Annotated in this window: 27 protein-coding genes; 18 read left to right on the top strand and 9 right to left on the bottom strand. The window is 45.6% G+C overall.

Annotated elements, in window-relative coordinates; translation table 11 throughout:
• Position 1 precedes the first annotated feature (1 nt).
• Positions 2 to 316 (bottom strand): iron donor protein CyaY, encoded by a 315-nt coding sequence (gene cyaY / locus AACV12_RS02025; protein ID WP_017044535.1) that lies wholly within the window; start codon positions 314 to 316, stop codon positions 2 to 4.
• Positions 317 to 391: 75 nt separating this feature from the next.
• Between cyaY and lptM the strand changes: the two genes are divergently transcribed.
• Genes lptM through yigB form a run of 6 tightly spaced genes read left to right on the top strand, consistent with a single transcriptional unit; the run spans position 392 to position 4992 of the window.
• Entirely contained in the window at positions 392 to 511 is a 120-nt protein-coding gene (gene lptM / locus AACV12_RS18085) for an LPS translocon maturation chaperone LptM (RefSeq protein WP_033197445.1), read from the top strand.
• 35 nt (positions 512 to 546) lie between these two features.
• Positions 547 to 1800: a diaminopimelate decarboxylase gene (gene lysA / locus AACV12_RS02015; protein ID WP_013855516.1), complete on the top strand. Its 1254-nt coding sequence runs from the start codon at positions 547 to 549 to the stop codon at positions 1798 to 1800.
• A gap of 11 nt (positions 1801 to 1811) precedes the next feature.
• Positions 1812 to 2642, top strand: a complete 831-nt coding sequence (gene dapF / locus AACV12_RS02010; RefSeq protein WP_010319875.1) for a diaminopimelate epimerase — start codon at positions 1812 to 1814, stop codon at positions 2640 to 2642.
• A gap of 24 nt (positions 2643 to 2666) precedes the next feature.
• Positions 2667 to 3371 (top strand): DUF484 family protein, encoded by a 705-nt coding sequence (locus tag AACV12_RS02005; protein ID WP_088728527.1) that lies wholly within the window; start codon positions 2667 to 2669, stop codon positions 3369 to 3371.
• Positions 3343 to 4275, top strand: coding sequence for a tyrosine recombinase XerC (gene xerC, locus AACV12_RS02000; RefSeq protein ID WP_010319873.1), 933 nt, complete (start codon positions 3343 to 3345; stop codon positions 4273 to 4275). Before AACV12_RS02005 ends, xerC begins: the two co-directional genes overlap by 29 nt.
• Before the next feature lie 3 nt (positions 4276 to 4278).
• On the top strand, positions 4279 to 4992 hold the full coding sequence (yigB, locus tag AACV12_RS01995) for a 5-amino-6-(5-phospho-D-ribitylamino)uracil phosphatase YigB (protein WP_094147230.1): 714 nt from the start codon (positions 4279 to 4281) through the stop codon (positions 4990 to 4992).
• On the opposite strand, the gene AACV12_RS01990 is transcribed toward yigB, so the two are convergent.
• The 4 genes from AACV12_RS01990 to AACV12_RS01975 all read right to left on the bottom strand — a co-directional run bounded on the left by AACV12_RS01990 (position 4978) and on the right by AACV12_RS01975 (position 8779).
• Positions 4978 to 5583, bottom strand: a complete 606-nt coding sequence (locus AACV12_RS01990) for a tRNA-uridine aminocarboxypropyltransferase (protein WP_017042049.1) — start codon at positions 5581 to 5583, stop codon at positions 4978 to 4980. The two genes, yigB and AACV12_RS01990, sit on opposite strands and share 15 nt — an antisense overlap.
• Positions 5584 to 6612 carry a COG3650 family protein gene (locus AACV12_RS01985; protein ID WP_170901381.1) on the bottom strand — a complete coding sequence of 343 codons (1029 nt, stop codon included), beginning with the start codon at positions 6610 to 6612 and terminating at the stop codon, positions 5584 to 5586.
• A 190-nt stretch (positions 6613 to 6802) separates the two neighbouring features.
• On the bottom strand, positions 6803 to 7630 hold the full coding sequence (locus AACV12_RS01980; RefSeq protein ID WP_013855511.1) for a Cof-type HAD-IIB family hydrolase: 828 nt from the start codon (positions 7628 to 7630) through the stop codon (positions 6803 to 6805).
• A 150-nt stretch (positions 7631 to 7780) separates the two neighbouring features.
• On the bottom strand, positions 7781 to 8779 hold the full coding sequence (locus tag AACV12_RS01975; protein ID WP_026028809.1) for an alpha/beta fold hydrolase: 999 nt from the start codon (positions 8777 to 8779) through the stop codon (positions 7781 to 7783).
• 74 nt (positions 8780 to 8853) lie between these two features.
• Between AACV12_RS01975 and rhtB the strand changes: the two genes are divergently transcribed.
• Positions 8854 to 9471 carry a homoserine/homoserine lactone efflux protein gene (gene rhtB / locus AACV12_RS01970; protein ID WP_029388131.1) on the top strand — a complete coding sequence of 206 codons (618 nt, stop codon included), beginning with the start codon at positions 8854 to 8856 and terminating at the stop codon, positions 9469 to 9471.
• Positions 9472 to 9506: 35 nt separating this feature from the next.
• Complete coding sequence (locus AACV12_RS01965; protein ID WP_013855508.1) at positions 9507 to 10733, top strand: EAL and HDOD domain-containing protein; 1227 nt, start codon at positions 9507 to 9509, stop codon at positions 10731 to 10733.
• Positions 10734 to 10796: 63 nt separating this feature from the next.
• On the opposite strand, the gene AACV12_RS01960 is transcribed toward AACV12_RS01965, so the two are convergent.
• Positions 10797 to 11267, bottom strand: coding sequence for a Dps family protein (locus AACV12_RS01960; RefSeq protein WP_170901379.1), 471 nt, complete (start codon positions 11265 to 11267; stop codon positions 10797 to 10799).
• A gap of 220 nt (positions 11268 to 11487) precedes the next feature.
• On the opposite strand from AACV12_RS01960, the gene AACV12_RS01955 reads away from it, so the two are divergent.
• Positions 11488 to 12501, top strand: coding sequence for an acyltransferase (locus AACV12_RS01955; protein ID WP_017044542.1), 1014 nt, complete (start codon positions 11488 to 11490; stop codon positions 12499 to 12501).
• Here the strand turns inward: AACV12_RS01955 and AACV12_RS01950 are convergent.
• On the bottom strand, positions 12498 to 12827 hold the full coding sequence (locus tag AACV12_RS01950) for a DUF2500 domain-containing protein (RefSeq protein WP_017044543.1): 330 nt from the start codon (positions 12825 to 12827) through the stop codon (positions 12498 to 12500). The two genes, AACV12_RS01955 and AACV12_RS01950, sit on opposite strands and share 4 nt — an antisense overlap.
• 220 nt (positions 12828 to 13047) lie before the next feature.
• Here AACV12_RS01950 and AACV12_RS01945 point away from each other — a divergent pair, with 220 nt between their 5' ends.
• The 3 genes from AACV12_RS01945 (at position 13048) to AACV12_RS01935 (ending at position 15650) form a co-directional block, all read left to right on the top strand.
• On the top strand, positions 13048 to 13422 hold the full coding sequence (locus tag AACV12_RS01945; RefSeq protein ID WP_026028288.1) for a hypothetical protein: 375 nt from the start codon (positions 13048 to 13050) through the stop codon (positions 13420 to 13422).
• 916 nt (positions 13423 to 14338) lie between these two features.
• A complete protein-coding gene (locus AACV12_RS01940) occupies positions 14339 to 14962 on the top strand; it encodes a lysoplasmalogenase (protein WP_013855503.1) in 624 nt (207 codons plus the stop codon).
• A 100-nt stretch (positions 14963 to 15062) separates the two neighbouring features.
• Complete coding sequence (locus tag AACV12_RS01935) at positions 15063 to 15650, top strand: YhgN family NAAT transporter (RefSeq protein WP_017048588.1); 588 nt, start codon at positions 15063 to 15065, stop codon at positions 15648 to 15650.
• A 75-nt stretch (positions 15651 to 15725) separates the two neighbouring features.
• On the opposite strand, the gene AACV12_RS01930 is transcribed toward AACV12_RS01935, so the two are convergent.
• Together AACV12_RS01930 and rsmD are read right to left on the bottom strand one after the other, a co-directional pair.
• Entirely contained in the window at positions 15726 to 15992 is a 267-nt protein-coding gene (locus AACV12_RS01930) for a DUF1145 domain-containing protein (protein ID WP_013855495.1), read from the bottom strand.
• Positions 15989 to 16588 carry a 16S rRNA (guanine(966)-N(2))-methyltransferase RsmD gene (rsmD, locus tag AACV12_RS01925; protein ID WP_026028810.1) on the bottom strand — a complete coding sequence of 200 codons (600 nt, stop codon included), beginning with the start codon at positions 16586 to 16588 and terminating at the stop codon, positions 15989 to 15991. The genes AACV12_RS01930 and rsmD overlap by 4 nt, the downstream gene beginning before the upstream one ends.
• Before the next feature lie 206 nt (positions 16589 to 16794).
• On the opposite strand from rsmD, the gene ftsY reads away from it, so the two are divergent.
• The 6 genes from ftsY (at position 16795) to glpG (ending at position 22283) form a co-directional block, all read left to right on the top strand.
• A complete protein-coding gene (gene ftsY / locus AACV12_RS01920; RefSeq protein ID WP_170901376.1) occupies positions 16795 to 17997 on the top strand; it encodes a signal recognition particle-docking protein FtsY in 1203 nt (400 codons plus the stop codon).
• A gap of 62 nt (positions 17998 to 18059) precedes the next feature.
• Complete coding sequence (gene ftsE / locus AACV12_RS01915) at positions 18060 to 18734, top strand: cell division ATP-binding protein FtsE (protein ID WP_010316903.1); 675 nt, start codon at positions 18060 to 18062, stop codon at positions 18732 to 18734.
• Complete coding sequence (gene ftsX / locus AACV12_RS01910; protein WP_170901374.1) at positions 18724 to 19692, top strand: permease-like cell division protein FtsX; 969 nt, start codon at positions 18724 to 18726, stop codon at positions 19690 to 19692. The genes ftsE and ftsX overlap by 11 nt, the downstream gene beginning before the upstream one ends.
• A 175-nt stretch (positions 19693 to 19867) precedes the next feature.
• The gene (rpoH, locus tag AACV12_RS01905) at positions 19868 to 20725 is read left to right on the top strand and encodes an RNA polymerase sigma factor RpoH (protein WP_013855491.1); all 858 of its coding nucleotides are present in this window, start codon (positions 19868 to 19870) and stop codon (positions 20723 to 20725) included.
• A gap of 395 nt (positions 20726 to 21120) precedes the next feature.
• The gene (gene glpE / locus AACV12_RS01900) at positions 21121 to 21441 is read left to right on the top strand and encodes a thiosulfate sulfurtransferase GlpE (RefSeq protein ID WP_010316900.1); all 321 of its coding nucleotides are present in this window, start codon (positions 21121 to 21123) and stop codon (positions 21439 to 21441) included.
• Positions 21442 to 21449: 8 nt separating this feature from the next.
• Complete coding sequence (glpG, locus tag AACV12_RS01895) at positions 21450 to 22283, top strand: rhomboid family intramembrane serine protease GlpG (RefSeq protein ID WP_047690446.1); 834 nt, start codon at positions 21450 to 21452, stop codon at positions 22281 to 22283.
• Positions 22284 to 22288 lie beyond the last annotated feature (5 nt).

The following is a 22288-nucleotide window of genomic DNA, read 5'->3' as shown; positions in this document are numbered from 1 at the left end:
TTTACACCCAGTCGATCGTTTCGCCAGCGTGTTTTTCACATTCTTGTTTCACCATCGCAATCAATTCCAGCCCTGTTTTTGAACAAATCCAGTTTTGGTCGATCAGTTTGAAATGGAAACCGCCTGACTTTGATGCCAGCCAAATTTCATGCATTGGCTCTTGGCGGTTAATAATAATTTGGCTGCGGTCATCAAATTCTAACGTCATCACATTGCCTGAGGTTTCGTAATCAATGTCGGCACCTGCGTTGTCTATCGCTTGTTCAATGATTTCTAGCTGCTCATCGACAAGTTGGTGAAATTCAGTATCGTTCATCCTGTCTATCCTATTGCTTTTCCTGATTGTGGTGCGATTATAGGGGGCATTGACTCAATAATCACGACATGCAAAATGAAAAAATCAATCGCTGCACTTTTTATGTTGTCACTCCTTGCTCTCGCAGGGTGTGGTCAAACCGGGCCGTTATACATGCCAGCAGAGCCTGAGCAGAGTGAACAACCTCAGCCATAGTCATAGTCATTGATTTAGCTTAAAGGAAACGAATTTTGGATTACTTCAATTATCAGGACGATGGTCAGCTTTGGGCTGAAAATGTCGCATTAACAGAGTTGGCTGAGCAATACGGCACGCCTTTGTATGTCTATTCTCGCGCTACTTTAGAGCGTCACTGGCATGCTTTTGATAAGTCGGTAGGCGAACATCCTCATCTGGTGTGTTATGCGGTGAAGGCTAACTCAAACTTAGGTGTATTAAACACGTTGGCGCGTTTAGGGTCAGGTTTTGATATTGTTTCGGCAGGAGAGCTTGAGCGTGTTGTGGTGGCGGGTGGTGACCCGGCGAAAGTGGTATTTTCTGGCGTCGGTAAAACGGAAGCGGAAATGAAACGCGCGTTGGAGCTCAAGATTAAATGCTTTAACGTTGAATCCGAGCCTGAATTAGCACGTTTAAATAAAGTGGCTGGCGAGCTGGGTGTCAAAGCACCGATTTCACTGCGCATCAACCCTGATGTGGATGCACAAACCCACCCTTATATTTCAACCGGTTTGCGTGACAATAAGTTTGGTATTGCTTTTGACCGTGCACTGGATGTTTATCGCTTGGCACAAAGCCTAGAGAATCTCAGCATTCACGGTATTGATTGCCACATTGGCTCTCAACTGACCGCTATTGCCCCTTTTATTGATGCAACCGATCGCTTACTTGCGTTAATTGATCAGCTTAAAGAGGAAGGGATCACCATTAAACATTTGGATGTTGGTGGTGGTTTAGGTGTGGTGTATCGCGATGAGTTACCCCCGCAGCCTTCCGATTATGCCAAAGCCTTGTTGGCGCGTTTGAGTAACCATCAAGATCTCGAACTGATTTTTGAACCGGGACGTGCTATTGCGGCTAACGCGGGCGTGTTGTTGACGAAAGTAGAGTTTCTCAAACATACCGAACACAAAAACTTTGCCATTATTGATGCGGCGATGAACGATTTGATGCGTCCAGCGCTTTATCAAGCTTGGCAAGATATTGTTCCTGTTGTGCCGCGCCAAGGTGAAGCGCTAACCTATGACTTGGTTGGGCCTATTTGTGAAACCGGTGACTTCTTGGGTAAAGATCGTTCATTGGTCTTGGATGAGGGAGATCTACTGGCGGTTCGCTCAGCAGGAGCTTACGGTTTTGTGATGTCTTCGAACTATAATACACGTACTCGCGTGGCGGAAGTGATGGTGGATGGTGCACAAACCCACCTTGTTCGTCAGCGTGAAGCACTATCGAGCCTATGGGCATTAGAGCGTATTCTGCCGGAGTAAATTGAAGCATTATGCATTTCCATTTTTCTAAAATGCACGGTTTGGGTAATGACTTCATGGTCGTTGATTGCATTACACAAAACGTCTTCTTCTCCCCTGATTTGATTCGCCGCTTGGCGGATCGTCATACTGGTGTGGGGTTTGATCAGCTATTAGTGGTTGAAGCGCCGTATGATCCGGAAAGTGATTTTCACTACCGTATTTTTAATGCCGATGGCAGCGAAGTTGAACAATGTGGCAACGGCGCACGTTGCTTTGCTCGCTTTGTGCGGATGAAAGGGCTGACCAATAAGTACAGCATCGGAGTCACGACTAAAAAAGGCAAAATGGTTTTAAATGTTGAAGAGGATGATCAAATCACCGTCAACATGGGCATACCAGAATTTGAGCCTAATAAGATTCCATTTCGAGCCAAACAGGCAGAGAAAACTTACATCATGCGCGTTGAAGAGAAAACCTTGTTCTGCGGGGCGGTGAGCATGGGCAATCCGCATGTGGTGACAGTGGTGGAGGATGTGACGACCGCTGAGGTTGAAATTTTGGGTCCACTGCTTGAATCCCATGAGCGTTTTCCAGAGCGTGTTAACGCAGGCTTCATGCAAGTGCTGAATCGCAATGAAGTGAAGCTACGTGTTTATGAACGTGGCGCGGGTGAAACTCAAGCGTGTGGCAGTGGTGCGTGTGGCGCGGTTGCCGTTGGTATTCTTCAAGGGTTATTGGCGGAAGAGGTGACAGTACACTTACCTGGTGGCTCGTTAGAGATCCACTGGCAAGGGCCGGGTAAGCCACTCTATATGACAGGCCCTGCGACTCATGTGTTTGATGGTCAAGTCTCTTGTTAGGGTTAAGTAAGATAAGGAATCGTTTTGTCACACGTTGAAGCGGATGCACTCACAGCCGAAGTTGTGGCTGAATATTTACGAGATCACCCAGATTTTTTCCTCCAGCGTTCAGAGCTGGTTGACAGGCTCTCCTTGCCGCACCATCAACAAGGTGCGGTCTCTTTGGTGCATGTACAACTGAATCGTCAGCGTCAGAGAATTGAGGAGTTAGAGGAAGAGATCACAGCCTTTATGTCATTAGCGGCCAATAATGACCGCACTTTCCACGAATTTATGGATCTGCAAGAGCAGATCTTAAAATGTCATTCAATGCCGCAAGTATGTAAGGCAATAGAAAACAAAGCGCAAACCTTAGGTTTGGTAGCGTATATTCGTTTACTGGCCTCGCCTGAAACCGATTATCAATTGACCCAAGAGCAATGGCAGCGTTTTGCAACTAACCATTTTAATGGCAAAAATGCTTATTTAGGGCGTATGAAAAAGTTGGATCGCCAAGCGTTATTTGGTGAACAAACCGCTGCGCCAGAAATGGGTTCGTATGTGGTGCTACCATTAGGTAAGCGCTCATCACAAGGCGTGTTAGCGTTTGCAAGTGAAGATGGCGGCCATTTTCAACCGAGTATGGATACCCTCTTTTTACGTCATTTGGCGTTAGTTCTCTCTCATTTAATTGAGACTCTATCTTGGCAACCGATTGAGCATGACCGAATCAGCCACACCTCTGCCTAACGGCTTACAGCAGCCCTTAACTCGCTTCTATGAATATCTGCGGAGCGAGAAAGGGTTGAGCTTGCACACCCAACGCAATTACAAACAACAGCTGGAAACCATGGCGCAGCATTTGGTGCAGATGGGGCTGAATCAATGGCAACAAGTCGATGCCGCTTGGGTGCGACAGCTGGCGAGCAAAGGGATGCGTGAAGGGATGAAAGCCAGCAGTTTAGCGACGCGTCTCTCTTCATTGCGCAGTTTTTTTGATTTCTTGATCTTGCGTGGTGAATTGACAGCTAACCCGGCCAAAGGCGTTGCAGCACCGCGTAAAAAACGCCCGTTACCGAAAAACTTAGATGTGGATGAAGTCGCACAACTACTCGAAGTCAAGGATGATGATCCGCTATCAGTGCGCGATCGCGCCATGATGGAACTGATGTATGGTGCTGGGTTGCGTTTAGCGGAGCTCGTCAGCATTAACGTAAAAGACCTGAGCTTTAGCCGCGGCGAGATTCGAGTGGTGGGTAAAGGGGATAAAGAACGTAAGGTGCCTTTTGCAGGCCAAGCCAAAGAATGGGTGGCGCATTGGTTGAAAATACGAACGCAGTTTGCGAACGCTGATGAGCAAAGCTTGTTTGTTTCAAAGCTGGGTGTTCGTATTTCGCATCGCAACGTACAAAAACGTATGGCCGAGTGGGGGCAAAAGCAGGCGGTGGCTAGCCATATTAGCCCACATAAACTGCGCCACTCTTTTGCGACTCACATGCTTGAATCGAGCAATAATTTACGTGCTGTCCAAGAGTTGCTGGGTCATGAGAACATTTCGACGACGCAAATCTATACTCATTTGGACTTTCAACATCTTGCGCAGGCCTATGACCAAGCGCACCCAAGAGCACGTAAAAAGAAACAGAGCGAGTAACGCATGCACTTTTATCGCAATATCGGCCCCATTAAAGCGATGAGCTTTGATTTGGACGACACGCTGTATGACAACCATCCAGTGATCCGTCATGTTGAGCAGCAAATGGTCGTGTGGCTGCACACTCATCATCCACTTTCCGCGACGCGTCCGATAAGTTGGTGGCAGCAACTTAAACAGCAACTGGCGCTGCAAGAGCCACTGCTCGGCCATGATGTCACTCAGTGGCGATTTAAGCAGATAGAACAAGGCTTAATTCAGTTAGGCTATTCGCCGCAACTTGCTTTACAGGCTGCGCAGAATGCCATTGAAGAAGTGTTGCGGTTACGTCACTTAATCACGGTGCCAGAGAAGACGCACCGCGTGATGACCGAACTGGCAAAGCGCATGCCGTTAGTGGCGATTACCAACGGCAATGTTGACCCGTACAAAATTGGCTTGGGGCATTATTTTCAACAAATTTTTAAAGCGGGTCCCGATGGCTTGGCCAAGCCGTATCCGGATCTTTTTGACAAAGCGCAGGCTGCATTACAGTTACCTGCAGCCTCGATTTTACACGTTGGTGATCATCTGATAACCGATGTGCAAGGCGCAAAATGCAATGGTTTCCAAGCCTGTTGGTATAACGATCAAGGCCAAACCTTGCTCGCCAGTCGTAAGGCCAAAGTGTTGCCTGATATTGAAATCCATCAACTGGATTCATTACTGCAGCTTTAGGGCGTGACCGCTTTTATCCGCTTGAAAAGCCTTGAGATAGTAAGTGAAAAACGCGCGTAACTCTCTCGCATTATTTGGTTCTCCGAGAGAGTTGAGCAGCTCAACGCCCACTTCTAACGTGCATAAATGACCAGCATCTTGATTTCGCCTTAATCCATACTGAGAGATTTGATTTGGGGTGAGGTGTAGCTGCGGTAAATCGGATAACCAAGGGCTCTTATTGAGCATCTTCTTGGCTTCTTGCCATGTCCCATCCAGGATAATAAACACGATTTCTTGAGTGTCAGACGTTGAGAGAGATTGGTATTCGGTGAGCGATTGACTGCGCGTCGAAGGAAAAATAACCACAGCGTTTAACTTCTCATCCAGAATTCTCTTTTGTAATGATTTCGCCGTAGAGACTCGGTCCCAGATGTACACAGAGGAATTGGGCAAGCTACGCAGCAGCAGCTTGCCAGTATTGGTCGCTCGATGCGGTTCATTTTCATGCATCAGTAGTGCAATGCGCAGTTGGCTATCCAGTGTTGGTTGCAGTGAACAGAGGCATTGATAGCTAAAATGGCAAACTGGGCAAGGGCACGGTCTGGTCACTTATGGTGTCTCGATATTTTCAGAAAATAACGTTAAACCGCCATTGGCGATAGGGTAGAGTACATCGCCCACCTTCTCTTTTTCTGCTTTCAGTTGGTAACCAGTGCGAGTAAAGATACGTTCAGAAAGCAGATATTGTTGCTGGTGGCGCGTCATGACAACTTGGATCTGATTTAGGTTTAATGGTTGCCAAAACCCCTTTTCAACGGTCGATGGCTGACCATCGTTGTAGTCATAATGAGTGCTAGCAGTATGATCCGCATTCAGTTGCAAACGAATCGTGAAATCCCTATTTTGGGTCGAAGTAGCATGATAAGCCCCAACCCATGGAAGCGTCGCATCACTATTACCTAAGGTGGCACATCCCTGATAGCTTTTCTCACCGACCTTCAAGGTGGAACTCCAGCCGTACAGCGAGTCACTCATCCCGTCACTGCACATTTTTTGTGTGAGGAGCAGCGAACCTTGATTTATTTGGTACTCACGCTTAGTTTCAGATAGCTGACTTTTTGTGATAGCGAATGTTTGAGTTTCACCGCTGATGGTTTGAAAGTTAAGGTTTTTCCCTTCAAAGTGGATGGACCATGATGGTTCGTTGCCAAAAGCGCGTGTCGGTTTGAGTGGTTGATTGCAGCGTTTAGGATTTTCAGCACTGAGCATATTGATGCTGGTCACGTTGAAACGTGCGCTGGAATCGGCATCGAAGCCTGTGCGGCTTGGCGCTGATAAAGTACCGATGAGCTCTCCATACAAAGGCTGATAAGGCGAGCGAGCCAAACTCAAGGCTTGCTGAGTCTGCTGTGGCGTCAGTGCTAGCCAATATTGTTGATTGCTACCACAAGGTGTAAAGGTTTGCGCCTCATGACCTACCACGACTTCTCCACGCATAATAAAGGGCTGTGCTTTGATTGAGCTGGGTTTATCCAAACTCGCCATCGGTACGGCTGGTGGCTGTGATGCGTTGTGTGTCGCACAGGCTTGCAGCATTAATGTGGTCAATAACAGCGCGGAACAGTGAAGCACTTTCATAGCAGACTCTTTTTGGGCAATGAAACGAGGCTAGATTATGGCACAAAGGCGCTGGCAAATTGAACTGATGGGTGTGAATTTAACAACCCGCGGACAAGTATCAGAGATAAATCGCGAAGCCGTTATGAACAAAAAAACAGCGCTCAAATGGCGCTGTTTTTTTGTGACCGCTCGTTACTGCAGGCTGCTGTTACAATAAATGTTCACGCAAATAGTGAGCCACGGCGTCTTCTGCATTGCTACCAATCACGGTGTTATTAGGCAGTGCATTGAATACTTTTTGATGCGATGTGCCCATCACCAAGCCTTTACCAGCCATCGACAGCATTTCCACATCGTTCATACCATCGCCAAACGCAATACAGTTATCTAGGGTCAGGTTTAATGATTCTGCAACGGCTTTGAGCGCATCCCCTTTCGACACTTCTGCTGCCATCACTTCCAAACACCAAGGTGTTGAGAAGGCGACGTTCAGTTTGTCGCCAAAAATATCGTTTAAGCGTTCTTCAAACTGAGCTAATAACTCATGATCTTGCGCTGGGTGGGTGAAGAATATTTTGGCGACGCCCTCGGTAGGTGCGTTATTGACATCAAATACTTGGTAGCTAAAGCCGGATTCTTCGTGGAAATCACGCAGCGTTTCATCTTCTTTATTCAATAACCACGATTCATCTTGATAGATGTGAACAAAAATATCAGGGTTTTGCTTAAACACATCAATGACGGGCTGTACCAATTCTTGCGGTACATTTTTACTGTACATCAGGTTGTCATGTTGATCGTGAACGCGCGCGCCATTGGAAGTAATCATGTAGGCTGGAATGCCCGCTAACTGGCGAATACCCGCCACATCAACGTGATGGCGACCGGTAGCGAAGATGAAAGTAAAGCCTTTTTGGTGAAGCGCTTGTAGCGTTTGCTTGGTGAATTCGCTCAATTGGTGGTTTGGCGCAAGTAGTGTACCGTCGAGATCGGACGCCACGATATGAATCGCGTGCTCTTTACATTCGGTGGTCATAAAACCCTCATTATCATGGTCGATTTGGTTTGCAGATCGCAGATGGTGGAGAAACTTTGGTGTGGCCTAGTTTACGCCATCTTAAAGAGGAAAAAGAGGGTAAAACTCTCAATTGAAATTTCCTCTATTTGCTCAGTTCTAACACCGTGATTAAACCGTGTTCTCAAGAGATTGGAATTGCTTAAATAGCTCATCAAGTGCTTGGTTTCGATAGCAATCCTTTTCAAAAAAGAGCTCATGCTTTGCTCCTTCAATGATAACCAGCTTGCTAGATGGATTGGTTTTCGCCAGCTTAGTGACAAAGCGAATTTGATCCGCATTACTGACAATCTCATCCTGCCCTGCTTGCAAGATGAGTGTTGGTAACTTCACTTGACGAGTCATCAGTTGGCACAGCTTCGCTGCCATTAGCCCTTGCCATACCCAGCGCGTGCTAGGGCCGCCAACTTGCAATTCGGGTTTGCGTTGGTACAGGTCTCGAAACCATTGGTAACGCACCTGACTTTGACTTAATGGGTTAATCTCAAAAGGCTTTGCCGAATAGGCTTGATAGCCTGGCGCATAGGTTGGTTTGCTATACATCGCCGTCAGCACTTGGCTCAGTGTCATGGCGATAGGACGTAATTGCCATGGCATGTTGACACCAAACATTGGCGCGCTGAGCACCATAGCCGCAAATGGGTGTTGAGGGTATGTTTGTACATACCGGGTCGCAATGGCACCGCCCATCGAATGAGCGACGAGAAAACGTTGTGCATAATGGCTTAAGTCAAAGTGCTCAATGACACGCTGCATGTCTAAAATGTAGTCATCAAATTCACCGACATGGCCGATTTGTGGATCGTCGATTAATCGATCAGAAAGCCCTTGGCCACGGTGATCAAAAGAATAAATATCATAACCTTGTTGGAAAAAATCATAAAATAGCTCCTGATATTTCCAGCAAGATTCAATTCGTCCGTTGACGACGAAGATCGCCTTTGAGTGTTGAGGCGAGGTAAGTTTGCACCAATAAAGTTTTGTTTTATCAGCAGATTTGATAAAACCTTCTTCTCTGGAGTGCCAGAAATCGGCAATCGTGGTATTGATCACTTGCTCAAAGAAAGACTCTTGAGTATAAGGTGGGGAGTTTGGACTCGTCTGATTCATAGATTATTCTTATTGGACAGATTCGAGGAATAGTTCATTTTTAGGCTAGATTAGTCTAGTTGAGAGGAATTGCAATGGATACTCATGTTTGGCTTGCCTATGTGGTGACCGCGATACTGTTTAGTTTGGCGCCGGGTTCAGGTACGGTCAATTCCATCAGCAATGGCCTTAGCTACGGTACACGTAAATCACTAGCCGCGATTGTGGGTTTACAATTGGGTTTGGCTTTTCACATCATGTTGGTGGGAGCCGGAATTGGTGCCTTAGTGGCACAATCAGCCATGGCATTTAGTGTGATTAAGTGGGTTGGTGCTGCGTATCTGGTGTGGTTAGGTGTTCAAAAATGGCGCGATCGTTCAAGTATGATGGCCAATGCAACGGCTCAAATGCAAACGAGTTGGTCTTTATTGCGTCGAGCGGTGTTGATCAACCTGACAAATCCTAAATCCATCGTCTTTCTGGTGGCGCTTTTTCCACAATTTATTGACCCAACCCAAGATCAGTTCATTCAATTGTTGGTGTTAGGCGTGACCACGGTAACCATTGATTCGATTGTGATGCTTGGTTACACCTCCTTAGCCGCACGAATGGGGCGCTTTATTCGTTCAGAGAGTGTCATGAGTAAGATTAACCGAGTATTTGGCTCGATGTTTATTGGTTGTGGAGCGCTACTGGCAGTGGCGAAGTCCTAGATGGCTATGTCTCAATTATTAGTTGTTAATCACTAATGCATTATTCTTATGTCGCACGACAACCGATCTTAAATGCCAAGCAGCATACGCTTGGCTATGAATTGCTCTTTCGTGATGGGGAAAAAAACGCGTTTCCAGCGCACATTGAGTCGAATCGAGCCACGTATCGCTTGATCGTCGAAAACTTTCTTGCGGTGGGGATCAATCCCAATATTCCCAAATCACGTTGTTTTATTAATTTTCCCTACAAGAGTTTAATTCGCCGTCTGCCTTTAACGTTGCCGCGAGAACAAATTGTGGTGGAAGTGCTCGAAACCTGTGAGCCGACGGATGAACTGCTTGAGGCGATTAAAGAGTTGTATCGGCGTGGCTATCTGGTGGCGCTGGATGACTTTGTGTATGCGCCAGAATGGGAACGCTTTCTGAGTTATGTGCACATCGTCAAGCTCGATATTATGGCGCTGGGCTTAGATCACGCTTGCGAGTTTGTACGTCAGCGTTTAGCGGAAGGCAGTAAGCGCCGTTATTTAGCGGAACGAGTTGAAACGGATCACCAGTTCACCGTGACACGTAATGCCGGTTTTAGCTTTTTCCAAGGTTATTTCTTTAGCAAACCAGAAATGATCAAGCAGCGTTATGTTGGACCAGAGCAGATTATCGCCTTGGAGCTGTTTCGAGAAGTTTGTAAGCCAAATGCTGATTTTGAACGGATTGAATACATTGTCGCGCAAGATGTAGCGCTCTCATACAAGTTGCTCAGATTCGTCAACACTATGTCTGATCGCTTATCCGTGCCGATTTCCTCTTTTCGTCAAGCCTTGGTCTATCTTGGTCAAGACAAGCTCAAAACCTTTGTATCATTAGCCGTTGCTTCATTTGTTTCAGCTAAAAAGCCGAAAGAGTTGTATAACCTCTCTTTGCAACGTGCTCAATTTTGCCAATTAATGTCTGGGCATCCTTCATTTCGTCAACATCGCGAGCAAGCTTTTTTAATTGGTCTTTTTTCTGTGTTAGATGCCTTACTGGATATTTCAATTGAAGAGCTGGTTGCGCAGTTACCCTTGTGTGACGTGGTCAAACTAGCATTGCAAAAGCGTGAAGGACCCATTGGCGAGCTGTTGGCACTTGAGGAGTGTTTTGAGCAAGCGGACTGGCAAGGAGTGGAAAGCCATTGTGATCTGCTAGGGCTTGAATTAAATCAAGTCAGTGATGAGCTTTCGGCGGCGCAGCGCTGGAGTCAAGATATTCATCGTTTGCTGTAATAAATTTCGTGCGAATATAAAAACCGCCGTCATGAGCGACGGCGGTTTGCCCAAACTTAGGGTTTATTGCAGCCAAGCATTCAGCATCCATACCAGTTTCTCTTGTTCGCGGATGTAGTCACTCATCAGTGCTGAAGTGCCTTCATCTCCCGCCTGCGTTGCAATTTCAAGAATTTCTCGTTGCTGGTAGATCAATACACTGAATCCCTTAACCAATCCTTGCATGGTTTCTTGACCATTAGTTGCGTTAGTGTGTTCTGACACTTGCGCTGTTGCTAAATAGGCGCTGAAGCTATGCAACGGTTGATAACCTAAAGTCAAAACTCGTTCCGCTAACTCATCAATTTTGACCTGTATGTCAGTGTAAATCTCTTCAAATTTTGCGTGCAGTTCAAAGAACTCTTTTCCTTTGATATTCCAATGGTAACCACGAGTATTCATATAAAACACTTGGTAGTTAGCCAATAATTGGTTTAACGCTTGTGCAAGTTGTTGGCTTTGGTTGGTATCTAAACCGATCAAATTTGTTGTCATGTGTTCACCTCGTTGTCATGGATAAGTGATTTCTCTTGTTAAGCATTAGGTTGCACCTTGAAGTGAACAAAATAAATTCGTTTTGATTGATTTATTCGATAGGTATTAGCTATTAATTATAATGGCGTTAGTGATCCTTTACCGATAACTGACTTGCGGATTACATAGCCAACTATTTCAACTTTATAGTAGAAACCTTAAAACACTGTGGATAGGCACTATGACCAAACGAGTTATTTTTTTTGATTTATTGCGCTGTTTGGCGGCTGTAGCGGTGATCGGTATTCATGTGTTGGCCCCCTATCGGCAGCAACTCGGCGATATTCCTTTTGAGCAGTGGGTGGTTGCGGTTGGCATCAATAGTGTAAGCCGTTGGGCTGTGCCAGTCTTTATATTGATCACTGGAGCCTTAATGCTCAGTGATCGTCGCCCTTTTGATGCGCGTTATTATGTTCAGCGACGTCTTGGCAAAGTTTTGCTGCCATTTATCGTTTGGTCGCTCTTCTATGCTTATTTGTCCGGCTGGAGTGCGAGTGGATTTGATGGGCAAGTTGCAAAGGCGGTGCTGAGTAACAGTACGCACCACGCAACGTATTACCATTTAGGTTTTTTTTATTACTTTATCCCACTTTATTTTGTGATCCCTTTTCTACAACTGCTAGTCCGAAGAGTTGATGATAAAGCGCTGTACGCATTAGTTGCCGTGTGGCTGCTGACGACCACCTTATTTTTATGCGGTATTGATGGCCCTTGGAGCAATGAGCTATGGCTGTTTGCTGGTTATTTACCGTTGGGTTACTTGCTCTATCAGAAGGTGCCACTCAACCGGGTAACGCTATGTATGGCGATTCTGCTTGGCTGTCTGGCACTATTGACGACGGTATGGATGGTGGTTAGCCACAGTGTCGCAGCAGGTGAGTATACGATTGGTCGCTGGCTCTCTTATAAAACACTGAACGTTGTGTTAGCCGCCAGCATGATATTTATAGTGTGTCGATATTTTGCTGAGAGATTGCCCGCTCGTGCTAAGCAAGTCGTAAGTGTGATAAGCCAGCACAGCTTAGGCATCTATTTATTACATCCCATCTTTCTATGGCCTGTAAAAGAGTATGGGTGGGATCAAGGGAATCCCGCATGGGTGATCCCGTTATGGATTCTCGTAAGCGGCGCAGGATCACTGGTGGTGAGTATATGGGTTGCTCGCTCTGCAAAAACACGTTGGTTATTACCTTAACGTTTGAGTGCAAAGTGTAGAAACTTGTGTCCGCAATAAGTCAGCATTCCTTGGTCGCCTGGGTTAAGTGCATGGTAATAATGCACGCCGACTTGAAATTCCCGCTTTGGGCCAAGTTTGCCTTTTTGGACGTAAATCCAGAACTCCTGATCCTCTTCCCCAGGACGAGCATGAGGGATGACGATGGCTTGCTTGTCGATAATCGTGACATTAGCAGTGCGTTCGGGGGCGTTTTCGCCTTGTACATGGCGACGATAGAAATAGCTAAATACCCAAATAGCAGAGATAACTAACAAAGCGACAACGATAAGTAATGAAAGCGGCATGGTGAACTCCTTAGCGATGAAGGCGACATTTTAGCGTGCAACATATGGCAAAGGAGTGTTGCTTGCTACTAAAGCGTGAGTTTGATTGGTTTGACGGTTTTTTTTCCGGCGGATATCACATTTCCTCGGCAGGTTAGCGAGCAAAAATGCTCAACTATCTCGTGGGGAAGTATGATAAAAATAGATGGAGCGCCACCAGAGTTGGCACAGGAGGGCGATAATGTCAGATATTGAGAAAGTGGTTTTGCGAACGCGTCGATTGGAAAGCTTGTTGAGAGAGCAATATCACGCTGAGGGGAAGGGGTTACATCAATTGGTGACTAGCTGTGAAGAGCGTTTACCACATGATGTGGTGGGCAAGCTGAGGTTCATTGCCACTATTCGTAACAAAGTTGTGCATGAAGATAACTATCAGTTAGAAGATCGCAAAGCATTTCTTCGTGTGTGTGATGAATGTGAGAAGGAGCTGACTCCGCGCAGCGGTCGTTTTATTTGGCGCGTAGCCATTTCATTAATGACCTTAATCACGTTAGCGGCGCTTCTTTTTTACTATCTTCATTGGGAAGCCCTATCGAAACACGTCACAATGCCATAAATGGTATTAGGTTGTTTTACTCAATCGTTAGATAAAAAAAGAGGACACGAAAGTGTCCTCTTTTTTATTGGGAATTAGATACTTAGTACATCATTGGCAGTGTCATTAGGCCTACGATAACCGCGATCATTACAAGTCCCTGTTTTTGAGATGAAGAAATCATAACACTGCTCCTTTATTCTGTGGTTTCATTCTATGAATATGAGAATAGCACTACTTTGTTTAGTTGATCAACCTCAATTTGATGAAGTATCCAAAATAACACCTTAACATCATCATATTCAGGGAATATTGGCAATGTTTAGTGCTTGTTTTGGTGTGTTTATATAATGTTCTTCTTGGTGCTGTTTTAATCTGTATTTATTTAATTCGTTGAATTTGTTTAATTTTATTAGGTTAATGTGATGTTGCTTGTATGGTTTTTTTTGGTTTTACTATCTTAGGTGGCTTATCATTGTCAGAGTTTGGTGAATTCTCATTTTTCGAGAAAAATTAATTTAATAATGAGATGTTCTCGCAAATAAAATTGGTTAAACCAGTTTTTTTGCTAGTTAGTAAGTTAGTTGTTGCTGTTTTTTTATTAGAGGCTTTAAGTTCTAGTTTTTCTTTTGGTTTTTTGCCTAAATCATTGTTTTTATTTTTATTTTTATTTTTATAATTTCTGTTTTAGTGTCGTTTTTTGTTGGTTTTTCTTTGTTTGTGTATTGTAAATGAGTGGAATGTCTCTGGGTGTCATTGTGGTGATTGAAAGTGAGGGTTAGTGAGTAAAGAGTGAGCTTTGATTGTTTTCGCACTCTTTGTTGTTGAATAAAGCCAACGTTCCGATTCGCTAGCAAGATCCAATTTTTGCGTTCATCTGCTGGACTTCAATGATGACATGCCTACACTGACCGCAGATTTTTAAAGGGGAAATGAGATGTGGAGTTGGCTCTCCGTTGCTTTGTCTGGATTCATTAGTATTTCGGCTGTTGAAAGTAACAAAATCAAGCAAGCGGTAATGTTTAAAACACTCAGTATGCTGTTATTGGTGGCGATAGTTCTAAACCATACCACGCAGCTCACTTCTCCTATCTTATGGGTCACGCTCGGTCTGCTTATTTCCGCAATCGCGGACACATTGCATCTGTTGCAACGCTACTCAAAACTCTGTTTTGCTAGCTTTCTTGTCGCACAGTTGATGTACAGTAAAGCCTTCTGGGCGCAACTTTCTGACACTATGGTGTGGTGGCTACCTGCCCTTTTGATTGCGACCAGTATTGTGGCTTTTTTCCTATTGCTGCCGCAAATTGACACCTTGATCTTTCCCGTAACCATTATGGGTATGATGTTAGTTCAGTTGGCGTGGGCGGCGGGAGAGTTGTGGCTGCAGACGCAAACAGTGCCTGCCTTTGCCGGGTTTGTTGGCTGTCTGGTGTTGATGCTCTCGGCCAGTTTGTTAGCCATTCACGATTACCGCAGGCCATTGCCTTGTGGGCGCTATCTTATTTCTGGCAGCTATTTATTAGCGCAAGCGTTAATCTCCGCCTCGGTGGCCTTATAAACATTATCGCTTCATAAACATCGTTATTTTCAGGAGCATCGAAATCTCATGATTGGGCTGATATACTGCGGCCACTTTAAATCGATGTGAGTAGTGAGAGATGGATATTTTATCGGCGGCGACCATGCTTTTTTTGATCATGGACCCGCTTGGCAACCTGCCGGTCATGCTCTCCATCTTAAAACACCTTGATCCCAAACGTCGCCGTGTTGTGCTTGTGCGCGAACTTTGTTTTGCGTTGATCATTTTGATGCTGTTCTTGTTTGCTGGCAAAAACATCATGGGTTTTTTGCACGTGCAACCGGAAACTCTCAGCATTTCTGGCGGTATCATTCTCTTCATCATCTCGATTAAAATGATTTTCCCTAGTGCAGGTAGCATTACTGGATTAGCGGCGGGGGAAGAGCCCTTTATCGTACCGATGGCAATTCCGATGATCGCGGGTCCTTCAGTGATTGCGGCCTTACTGCTTCTTTCGACTCAGCACCCTGACAAACTCCTTGAGCTGTCAGCCTCTGTACTGCTCGCGTGGGGCGCTACTTTCATCATTTTGATGTTCTACGGTTTCTTCCACAAAGTGCTGGGTGAACGTGGTTTAAAAGCGGTCGAGCGTTTGATGGGATTATTGCTAGTTATGATCTCAACGCAAATGTTCTTAAATGGCGTAAAAAGCTATATGGGGCTGTGATTCGGGGATAAAAAAGCCGCCTATCGTGTGAACTTGAAGCGGCTTTTCCTATGTTGCTTTCTTTATGCCGTTAACTTACGTCATGTGTTTGCGGCGGATATCGAGCAGCGCGAAGACTCCAAATACCAGAATCGACCATTTTTCCCAACGGCTCATGCTGATCTTGTCACCAAACGCACCGATAAAAATCAGCATTTGTAGTCCGTGCATAATGAACAAAAATGCCGTCATAATATAAAGTGCAATCGCCGCTTTACCGGGGAACGGCATGAAGATATTCAGTAATAGAATCAACCAAACAAAAGCAATCGCCGCTTTTGCAAGTACCAGTAACACTCTCATTCTGAGCTCCTCTCAAATAGTCGATAACTGACTTGGCCTGCGTTTTTCTCACGGTGCAGATGCCAATTAGCAGGGATGCCTTCTAGCGCCAATTCTTTTTCCGTCTCAATATAAATCAGCGCTTCATCAGCAAGCCAGCCATTTTGTTCTAAAAGCGAGACGGCTTCGCTTAATAAGCCTTGGCGAAAAGGCGGGTCGATGAACACTACGTGATGAGGCGTCCCTTGCTGCTTGAGAAAGGCCAGCGCATCACTATTTATCGCTCGTAAGTTGGTCGCGTTGAGCGCACCAATATTGTGTTCAAGCTGTTTGAATGCCGTCGGGTTGAGTTCAATCAGCGTCACGGATTGTGCTTGCCTTGAGGCGGCTTCAAACCCAAGGCTGCCAGAGCCTGCAAATAAATCTAAGCAGTGTGCACCAGGGATCTCCTGTGCTAACCAGTTAAAAAGAGTTTCTTTGACGCGATCCGTCGTGGGACGCAGACCTTGGGCATCATGAACCGGCAGTTTACGACCTCTCCATAAGCCACTAATAATGCGAACAAAGCCCGTTGAAGGCTTATTTTGTGATGAGTTTTGTTGGCGACGTCTTACCATAGATTTTTTGACCGCTAATAAAGTGATACTATACCCAATCTGCCAACCCGAAACGGGTTTGGTATAGCCATTGAATTTCAATAATGACAAAGTTTACCAATCTAATTGGAAAGTTTTCACTGCTTTGTCATTTTTCTTTTTCTTACGAGGGATAATCCTTCAAGAAAAGGGTCGTAGTTAGTTAGGTAGATCTAGGATATCCCCAGATGACGGAAAAAAAGAAACGTGGATTACTCTCTTGGCTCGGTTTTGGTGACGAAGAATCAAGTAAATCAACCAGCGAAACAGAACAAGTGCTTGAGCCATCTACGCTTGTCGAACCAGTTGATGCTGAGCAAGAACAAGAAACGACGGCAGTTGCTCAACCCATCGAAGAGCCACACACTGCGTTAGCAGAAGCAGAAGCAGAAGCAGAAGCAGAAGCAGAAGCAGAAGCAGAAGCAGAAGCAGAAGCAGAAGCACGAATTCAAGAGCAAGAAAAACCCAGCGAGAGTTTTTTCGCACGCTTAAAACGCAGCCTTAGCCGAACCAAAGCCAATATTGGTGCGGGTTTCTTTGGTCTGTTTAAAGGCAAGAAAATTGATGATGAGCTGTTTGAAGAGCTGGAAGAGCAACTGCTGATTGCCGATGTTGGGATGGAAACCACACTCAAAATCATCAGTAATCTGACAGAAAAAGCCTCTCGCCACGCGTTGAAAGATGGAGAGGCACTCTACGGTTTACTGAAAGACGAAATGGCTGACATTTTGGCTAAAGTAGAGCAACCGTTAGTGATCGATAGCCAAAAAACGCCCTACGTTATTTTAATGGTCGGCGTCAACGGTGTAGGCAAAACGACCACGATAGGTAAGTTGGCCAAACAGTTTCAAGCTCAAGGTAAAAAAGTGATCTTAGCGGCGGGCGATACTTTTCGTGCTGCGGCTGTTGAGCAGTTGCAAGTGTGGGGCGAGCGTAACAACGTACCAGTAATTGCACAGCACACTGGCGCAGACAGCGCATCAGTGATTTATGATGCGATTGAGGCCGCCAAAGCACGTGGCGTGGATGTGGTGATCGCCGATACCGCTGGTCGCTTGCAAAACAAGAGCAACCTCATGGAAGAGTTGCGTAAAATTGTGCGCGTCATGAAAAAAATTGATCCATCAGCGCCGCATGAAGTGATGCTGACGTTAGATGCCGCTACTGGGCAAAACGCCATCAGCCAAGCCAAACTCTTTAGTGAAGTGGCCCCGGTGACTGGGATCACCTTAACCAAGCTGGATGGCACGGCGAAAGGCGGCGTTATTTTTGCGCTGGCCGATCAGTTTGAAATTCCGATCCGCTTTATTGGGGTTGGTGAAGGGATTGACGATTTACGTCCGTTTGAAACGCAGCAATTTATTGAAGCTCTGTTTAGCCGCGAAGAGTAAGTGTGCGTGGGTGCTCAATGAGCACCTCATCATCCAATGGAGACTGGTGAGAGGAATAGCGAGTGATTAAGTTTCAACAAGTCAGCAAAGCGTATCGCGGAGGCCGTCAGGCGCTGCAAAAGGTCGACTTTCACCTACGCCGAGGAGAAATGGCGTTTTTGGGTGGGCACTCCGGAGCCGGTAAAAGTACCTTGTTGAAGTTAATCTGTGCGATTGAGCGTCCAACCGATGGGCGCATCAGCTTTAACGGTCACGATATTACGCGTATTCCCAATCAAGATATTCCCTTTTTACGCCGCAACATCGGCATTGTGTTTCAAGATCATCGCTTGCTGATGGACAGAACGGTTTACGACAATGTGGCATTGCCAATGCGCATTGAATCGATTTCAGAAAATGAAATTAAGCGTCGCGTCTCAGCCGCGCTGGATAAAACTGATCTATTAGACAAAGCACGCTGTTTACCGAGCCAACTTTCTGGGGGTGAGCAGCAACGAGTGGGTATCGCAAGAGCAGTCGTGAACCGACCTACCTTACTGCTGGCCGATGAGCCTACGGGTAACTTAGACCCAGAGCTTTCTAACCGTGTGCTTAAACTGTTTGAAGAGTTTAACCGTGCCGGAGTCTCTATTTTGCTTGCGACGCACGACATCAGCTTAGTCAACACGCGTCCTCAATATCGTCATTTAGAACTTAACCAAGGTTTTTTAAGCGAGGTAGAAGACTATGGCCGTTAAGTCGTCGAATAAAAGGAACGCGAAAGCACGTGAACCGAAACGGGCCAAAACCGATAGTTTCTTAGCCATCCACTTTAAGCAGGCCAAGGCCTCATTTTCAAGTTTATGGTCACGCCCACTCGGCAATATTTTAACGCTCGCCGTTATTTCGATGGCGCTTGCGATGCCAGCCTGTATGTACCTGCTGAGCAAAAATATCGCGTCTGTAGCCAATAATGTCACCAGCCCTGCTCAGATCAGTGTCTATCTACATGAGCGCACACCTGAAGCACGAATTATGGTGTTGAAAGATGAGCTAGAAAGTTTGGCCGATGTCGCTAGCGTGGAGTACATCTCACCGCAGCAAGGATTGGATGACCTGAGTCAATACGCCGGGTTTGAACAAGCCATTAGTTTATTGGATGATTACGCTTTACCTAGCGTGCTTATTGTTACCCCGCAGGTTGAGCAGCAAGAGCAAATCAAAGCGTTGGCGAAAAAAATACAAGCAGAACAAGACGTCACGGATGTACGCTTGGATGAAGATTGGCTTGCTAGGTTAAACGCCATTCGAACTTTAGCGGCGATCATTGTCGCGAGTTTATCGGTATTGATGTTGGGCGCTGTATTTCTGATTGTGGGCAACACCTTGCGCTTTAACGTACAAGCCAATAAAGAAGAGATCCAAACCATGAAATTGATCGGTGCCACCGATCGCTACATTTTGCGCCCTTATCTCTATGCTGGCATGTGGTTTGGCTTGTTGGGTGCATTCGCCGCTTGGCTGTTAACCGCTTTTGTGACTATTTTATTGAACGGTGCCGTTGAAGATCTTGCCTTACTGTATGACAGCCGTTTTCGTCTTATTGGCCTAAGTTGGGATGAATCCTTACTGCTGTTGATGCTCGGTACTTTCTTAGGATGCGTAGCGGCAAAAGTATCTGCGCAGCGTCATTTAAAAGAAATTGAACCAGTTTAGTTGAATATTGTCATATGTAGGCAATAACTGTTGGCTAGCTTTAGCCACAGCACTTGTATAGGCGACTTGTTTATGCATAATAGTTTCCCCTTGCTTGAATCTTGTTCATTTTAGGTTCAAGATTGTCGGGTTAAAAACATCCATTACTCCAGATCAGAAATTGATGAGGAATTGAATGACAAACCAAACGTATCAAATGGCTCTCGTTTCACAAGACAGCTTAGACAGCTACATTCGTTCAGTGAACAGCTACCCAATGCTGAGCGCGGAAGAAGAGCGGTCACTCGCAGAGCGATTACATTACAAAGGTGAAATTGAAGCGGCGAAAGGGTTGATCTTATCGCACCTTCGATTCGTTGTTCACGTTGCTCGTGGCTATTCTGGTTATGGCCTGCCCATGGCGGATTTAGTTCAGGAAGGCAATATTGGCTTAATGAAAGCGGTGAAGCGTTTCAACCCAGAAGTTGGGGTGAGACTGGTTTCCTTTGCTGTGCACTGGATCAAAGCTGAAATTCACGAATACGTGTTACGCAACTGGCGCATTGTAAAAATAGCGACCACGAAAGCGCAACGTAAGCTATTCTTCAACCTACGCAAATCGAAAAAGCGTTTAGGCTGGTTTAATAGCGGTGAAGTGGAAGCGGTTGCCCGTGAGTTGGGCGTTGACCCGGCTGAAGTGCGAGAAATGGAATCACGCTTAGCCGCGCAAGATGCCACCTTTGAAATGTCGGCGGAAGACGATGATTCGAGCTCTTCTTACACGGCACCTGTGCTTTATCTCGAAGATAAGCATTCGGATCTTGCGGATAACATTGAAGCGGCGAATTGGGAACATCACACCAACAATCGTTTAAGCTTGGCGTTGGCTAGCTTAGATGAACGCAGTAAACATATTGTGCGCTCTCGTTGGTTGGATGATCAAAAAGCTACGCTACAAGAGTTAGCGGAAGAGTATGGTGTCTCAGCTGAGCGTATTCGTCAGCTAGAAAAAAATGCAATGAAGAAGCTAAAGGATGCTGTCGGCGAGTTCTAATCACTGACTCATTGTGAAGCGCATTAAAAACCGAGATCTTACGATCTCGGTTTTTTTATTTTTGATCACTTTAAGTGATCAAATTTTCAGCGCGCTGATTGTGGATAACTCTGTGACAAAATTATTCGTGAGCTGTCATCAAGTCGGTTAAATCAAGGCTTGAACACCGTTTTATATTTGGGGATATGTATTGTGTTACACACAGAAAAGTAAGGATCATCACTACATGTTGTGGATCTATTTCTCATTTACTACTTTATCAACGCAATCCACAAGATTATCCACAAACGGCGAAAAAGTGATCAGTGGTGGATAACCTTATAAAGGCCGTGTACTTGATTGCCTTGGGATAGGTTACAATCAAATGCTAAAAATAAAACCAATCAGAGGAAGCGATGGATCAGTTTCAACATATCAATGCTCAAGCAGCACAAGCTTTAATGGAACAACATGATGCGCAATTAGTGGATATTCGTGATGCGCAATCTTTTGCGGTTGCACATGCAAATGGCGCATTCCACTTAACCAACGACAGCATGGTTTCATTTATGGAAAAAAGCGAATTTGACCAACCCATTTTAGTGATGTGTTATCACGGTATTAGCAGCCAAGGTGCGGCACAGTATCTGATTAACCAAGGTTTTGAACAGGTGTATAGTGTGGATGGTGGATTCGAAGCTTGGCATCGTGCAGGCTTGCCCGTAACCAGCAATTAGGATGACTTATGTTAAGACTGATCACGCTCAATAACCCAAGAATGGCGCAAGCCTTTATTGATTACATGGCCTCTCGTGAAATTGAGATTCAAATGATGCCGGAAGGGAGTGGTCAATTTGCGTTATGGTTACTTGATGAGCAACATCAGATTGAAGCCGAAGCGGAACTCAACCATTTTCTGCACAATCCAAATGATAGAAAGTATCAAGCCGCTTCATGGGATGTGGCTGAAAGCCGCAAAAGTCACTTTCAATATCGTTCACCGAGCATGTTGGCGATGCTCAAAGCCAAAGCTGGGCCTTTAACACTGGGCGTGATGATGGTATGCGCCATTATCTTTGCATTGCAGCAGTTTGGGCTAGCCAATCAAGTATTTTCCGCATTACATTTTCCCGCCTTAGCTGGGCAGCAATGGCAGATTTGGCGCTGGTTTAGTCATGCTTTACTTCATTTCTCTGTGCTGCACATCGTCTTTAACTTGTTATGGTGGTGGCAGTTGGGGGGCGATGTTGAAAAACGGCTTGGCTCATTCAAACTTGGACAGCTATTTTTAGTGTCAGCACTGTTGTCCGGTGCGGCTCAGTACTGGGTTGAAGGTGCCAATTTTGGTGGTTTATCGGGTGTGGTCTATGCGTTGGTCGGTTATCTATGGATGCTAGGTTGGAAAGCCCCTCATCTTGGCTTGCAAATGCCCAAACCCGTGATCGGTTTCATGCTGGTGTGGTTGGTGCTCGGCTTTGTGCAACCCTTTATGGCGATTGCCAACAGCGCGCATTTAGCGGGTCTATTTGCAGGAATCGCCTTTGGATTAAATGACGCCAGCCGTCATCGAACTCGTTAAGCAAA

Origin of the sequence: Vibrio sp. 2-2(8) (assembly GCF_963888495.1) — a bacterium.
Lineage (GTDB): Bacteria > Pseudomonadota > Gammaproteobacteria > Enterobacterales > Vibrionaceae > Vibrio > Vibrio anguillarum.
Note: the sequence above shows the minus strand (reverse complement) of the source record. Positions and strands in the feature narration are given on the sequence as shown.

What these genes read in the sequence shown, in the direction of transcription:
- yigB (WP_094147230.1), top strand. Translation starts at nt 4,279, where the DNA reads ATGCACTTTTATCGCAATATCGGCCCCATTAAAGCGATGAGCTTTGAT.
- AACV12_RS01945 (WP_026028288.1), top strand. Translation starts at nt 13,048, where the DNA reads ATGTCAGATATTGAGAAAGTGGTTTTGCGAACGCGTCGATTGGAAAGC.
- rhtB (WP_029388131.1), top strand. Translation starts at nt 8,854, where the DNA reads ATGGATACTCATGTTTGGCTTGCCTATGTGGTGACCGCGATACTGTTT.
- lptM (WP_033197445.1), top strand. Translation starts at nt 392, where the DNA reads ATGAAAAAATCAATCGCTGCACTTTTTATGTTGTCACTCCTTGCTCTC.
- AACV12_RS01955 (WP_017044542.1), top strand. Translation starts at nt 11,488, where the DNA reads ATGACCAAACGAGTTATTTTTTTTGATTTATTGCGCTGTTTGGCGGCT.
- AACV12_RS01965 (WP_013855508.1), top strand. Translation starts at nt 9,507, where the DNA reads ATGCATTATTCTTATGTCGCACGACAACCGATCTTAAATGCCAAGCAG.
- rsmD (WP_026028810.1), bottom strand. Translation starts at nt 16,588, where the DNA reads ATGGTAAGACGTCGCCAACAAAACTCATCACAAAATAAGCCTTCAACG.
- AACV12_RS01985 (WP_170901381.1), bottom strand. Translation starts at nt 6,612, where the DNA reads ATGAAAGTGCTTCACTGTTCCGCGCTGTTATTGACCACATTAATGCTG.
- AACV12_RS01930 (WP_013855495.1), bottom strand. Translation starts at nt 15,992, where the DNA reads ATGAGAGTGTTACTGGTACTTGCAAAAGCGGCGATTGCTTTTGTTTGG.
- AACV12_RS01980 (WP_013855511.1), bottom strand. Translation starts at nt 7,630, where the DNA reads ATGACCACCGAATGTAAAGAGCACGCGATTCATATCGTGGCGTCCGAT.
- rpoH (WP_013855491.1), top strand. Translation starts at nt 19,868, where the DNA reads ATGACAAACCAAACGTATCAAATGGCTCTCGTTTCACAAGACAGCTTA.
- glpG (WP_047690446.1), top strand. Translation starts at nt 21,450, where the DNA reads ATGTTAAGACTGATCACGCTCAATAACCCAAGAATGGCGCAAGCCTTT.
- cyaY (WP_017044535.1), bottom strand. Translation starts at nt 316, where the DNA reads ATGAACGATACTGAATTTCACCAACTTGTCGATGAGCAGCTAGAAATC.
- dapF (WP_010319875.1), top strand. Translation starts at nt 1,812, where the DNA reads ATGCATTTCCATTTTTCTAAAATGCACGGTTTGGGTAATGACTTCATG.
- AACV12_RS01975 (WP_026028809.1), bottom strand. Translation starts at nt 8,779, where the DNA reads ATGAATCAGACGAGTCCAAACTCCCCACCTTATACTCAAGAGTCTTTC.
- AACV12_RS01940 (WP_013855503.1), top strand. Translation starts at nt 14,339, where the DNA reads ATGTGGAGTTGGCTCTCCGTTGCTTTGTCTGGATTCATTAGTATTTCG.
- AACV12_RS01935 (WP_017048588.1), top strand. Translation starts at nt 15,063, where the DNA reads ATGGATATTTTATCGGCGGCGACCATGCTTTTTTTGATCATGGACCCG.
- xerC (WP_010319873.1), top strand. Translation starts at nt 3,343, where the DNA reads ATGACCGAATCAGCCACACCTCTGCCTAACGGCTTACAGCAGCCCTTA.
- AACV12_RS01960 (WP_170901379.1), bottom strand. Translation starts at nt 11,267, where the DNA reads ATGACAACAAATTTGATCGGTTTAGATACCAACCAAAGCCAACAACTT.
- glpE (WP_010316900.1), top strand. Translation starts at nt 21,121, where the DNA reads ATGGATCAGTTTCAACATATCAATGCTCAAGCAGCACAAGCTTTAATG.
- ftsY (WP_170901376.1), top strand. Translation starts at nt 16,795, where the DNA reads ATGACGGAAAAAAAGAAACGTGGATTACTCTCTTGGCTCGGTTTTGGT.
- AACV12_RS01950 (WP_017044543.1), bottom strand. Translation starts at nt 12,827, where the DNA reads ATGCCGCTTTCATTACTTATCGTTGTCGCTTTGTTAGTTATCTCTGCT.
- ftsX (WP_170901374.1), top strand. Translation starts at nt 18,724, where the DNA reads ATGGCCGTTAAGTCGTCGAATAAAAGGAACGCGAAAGCACGTGAACCG.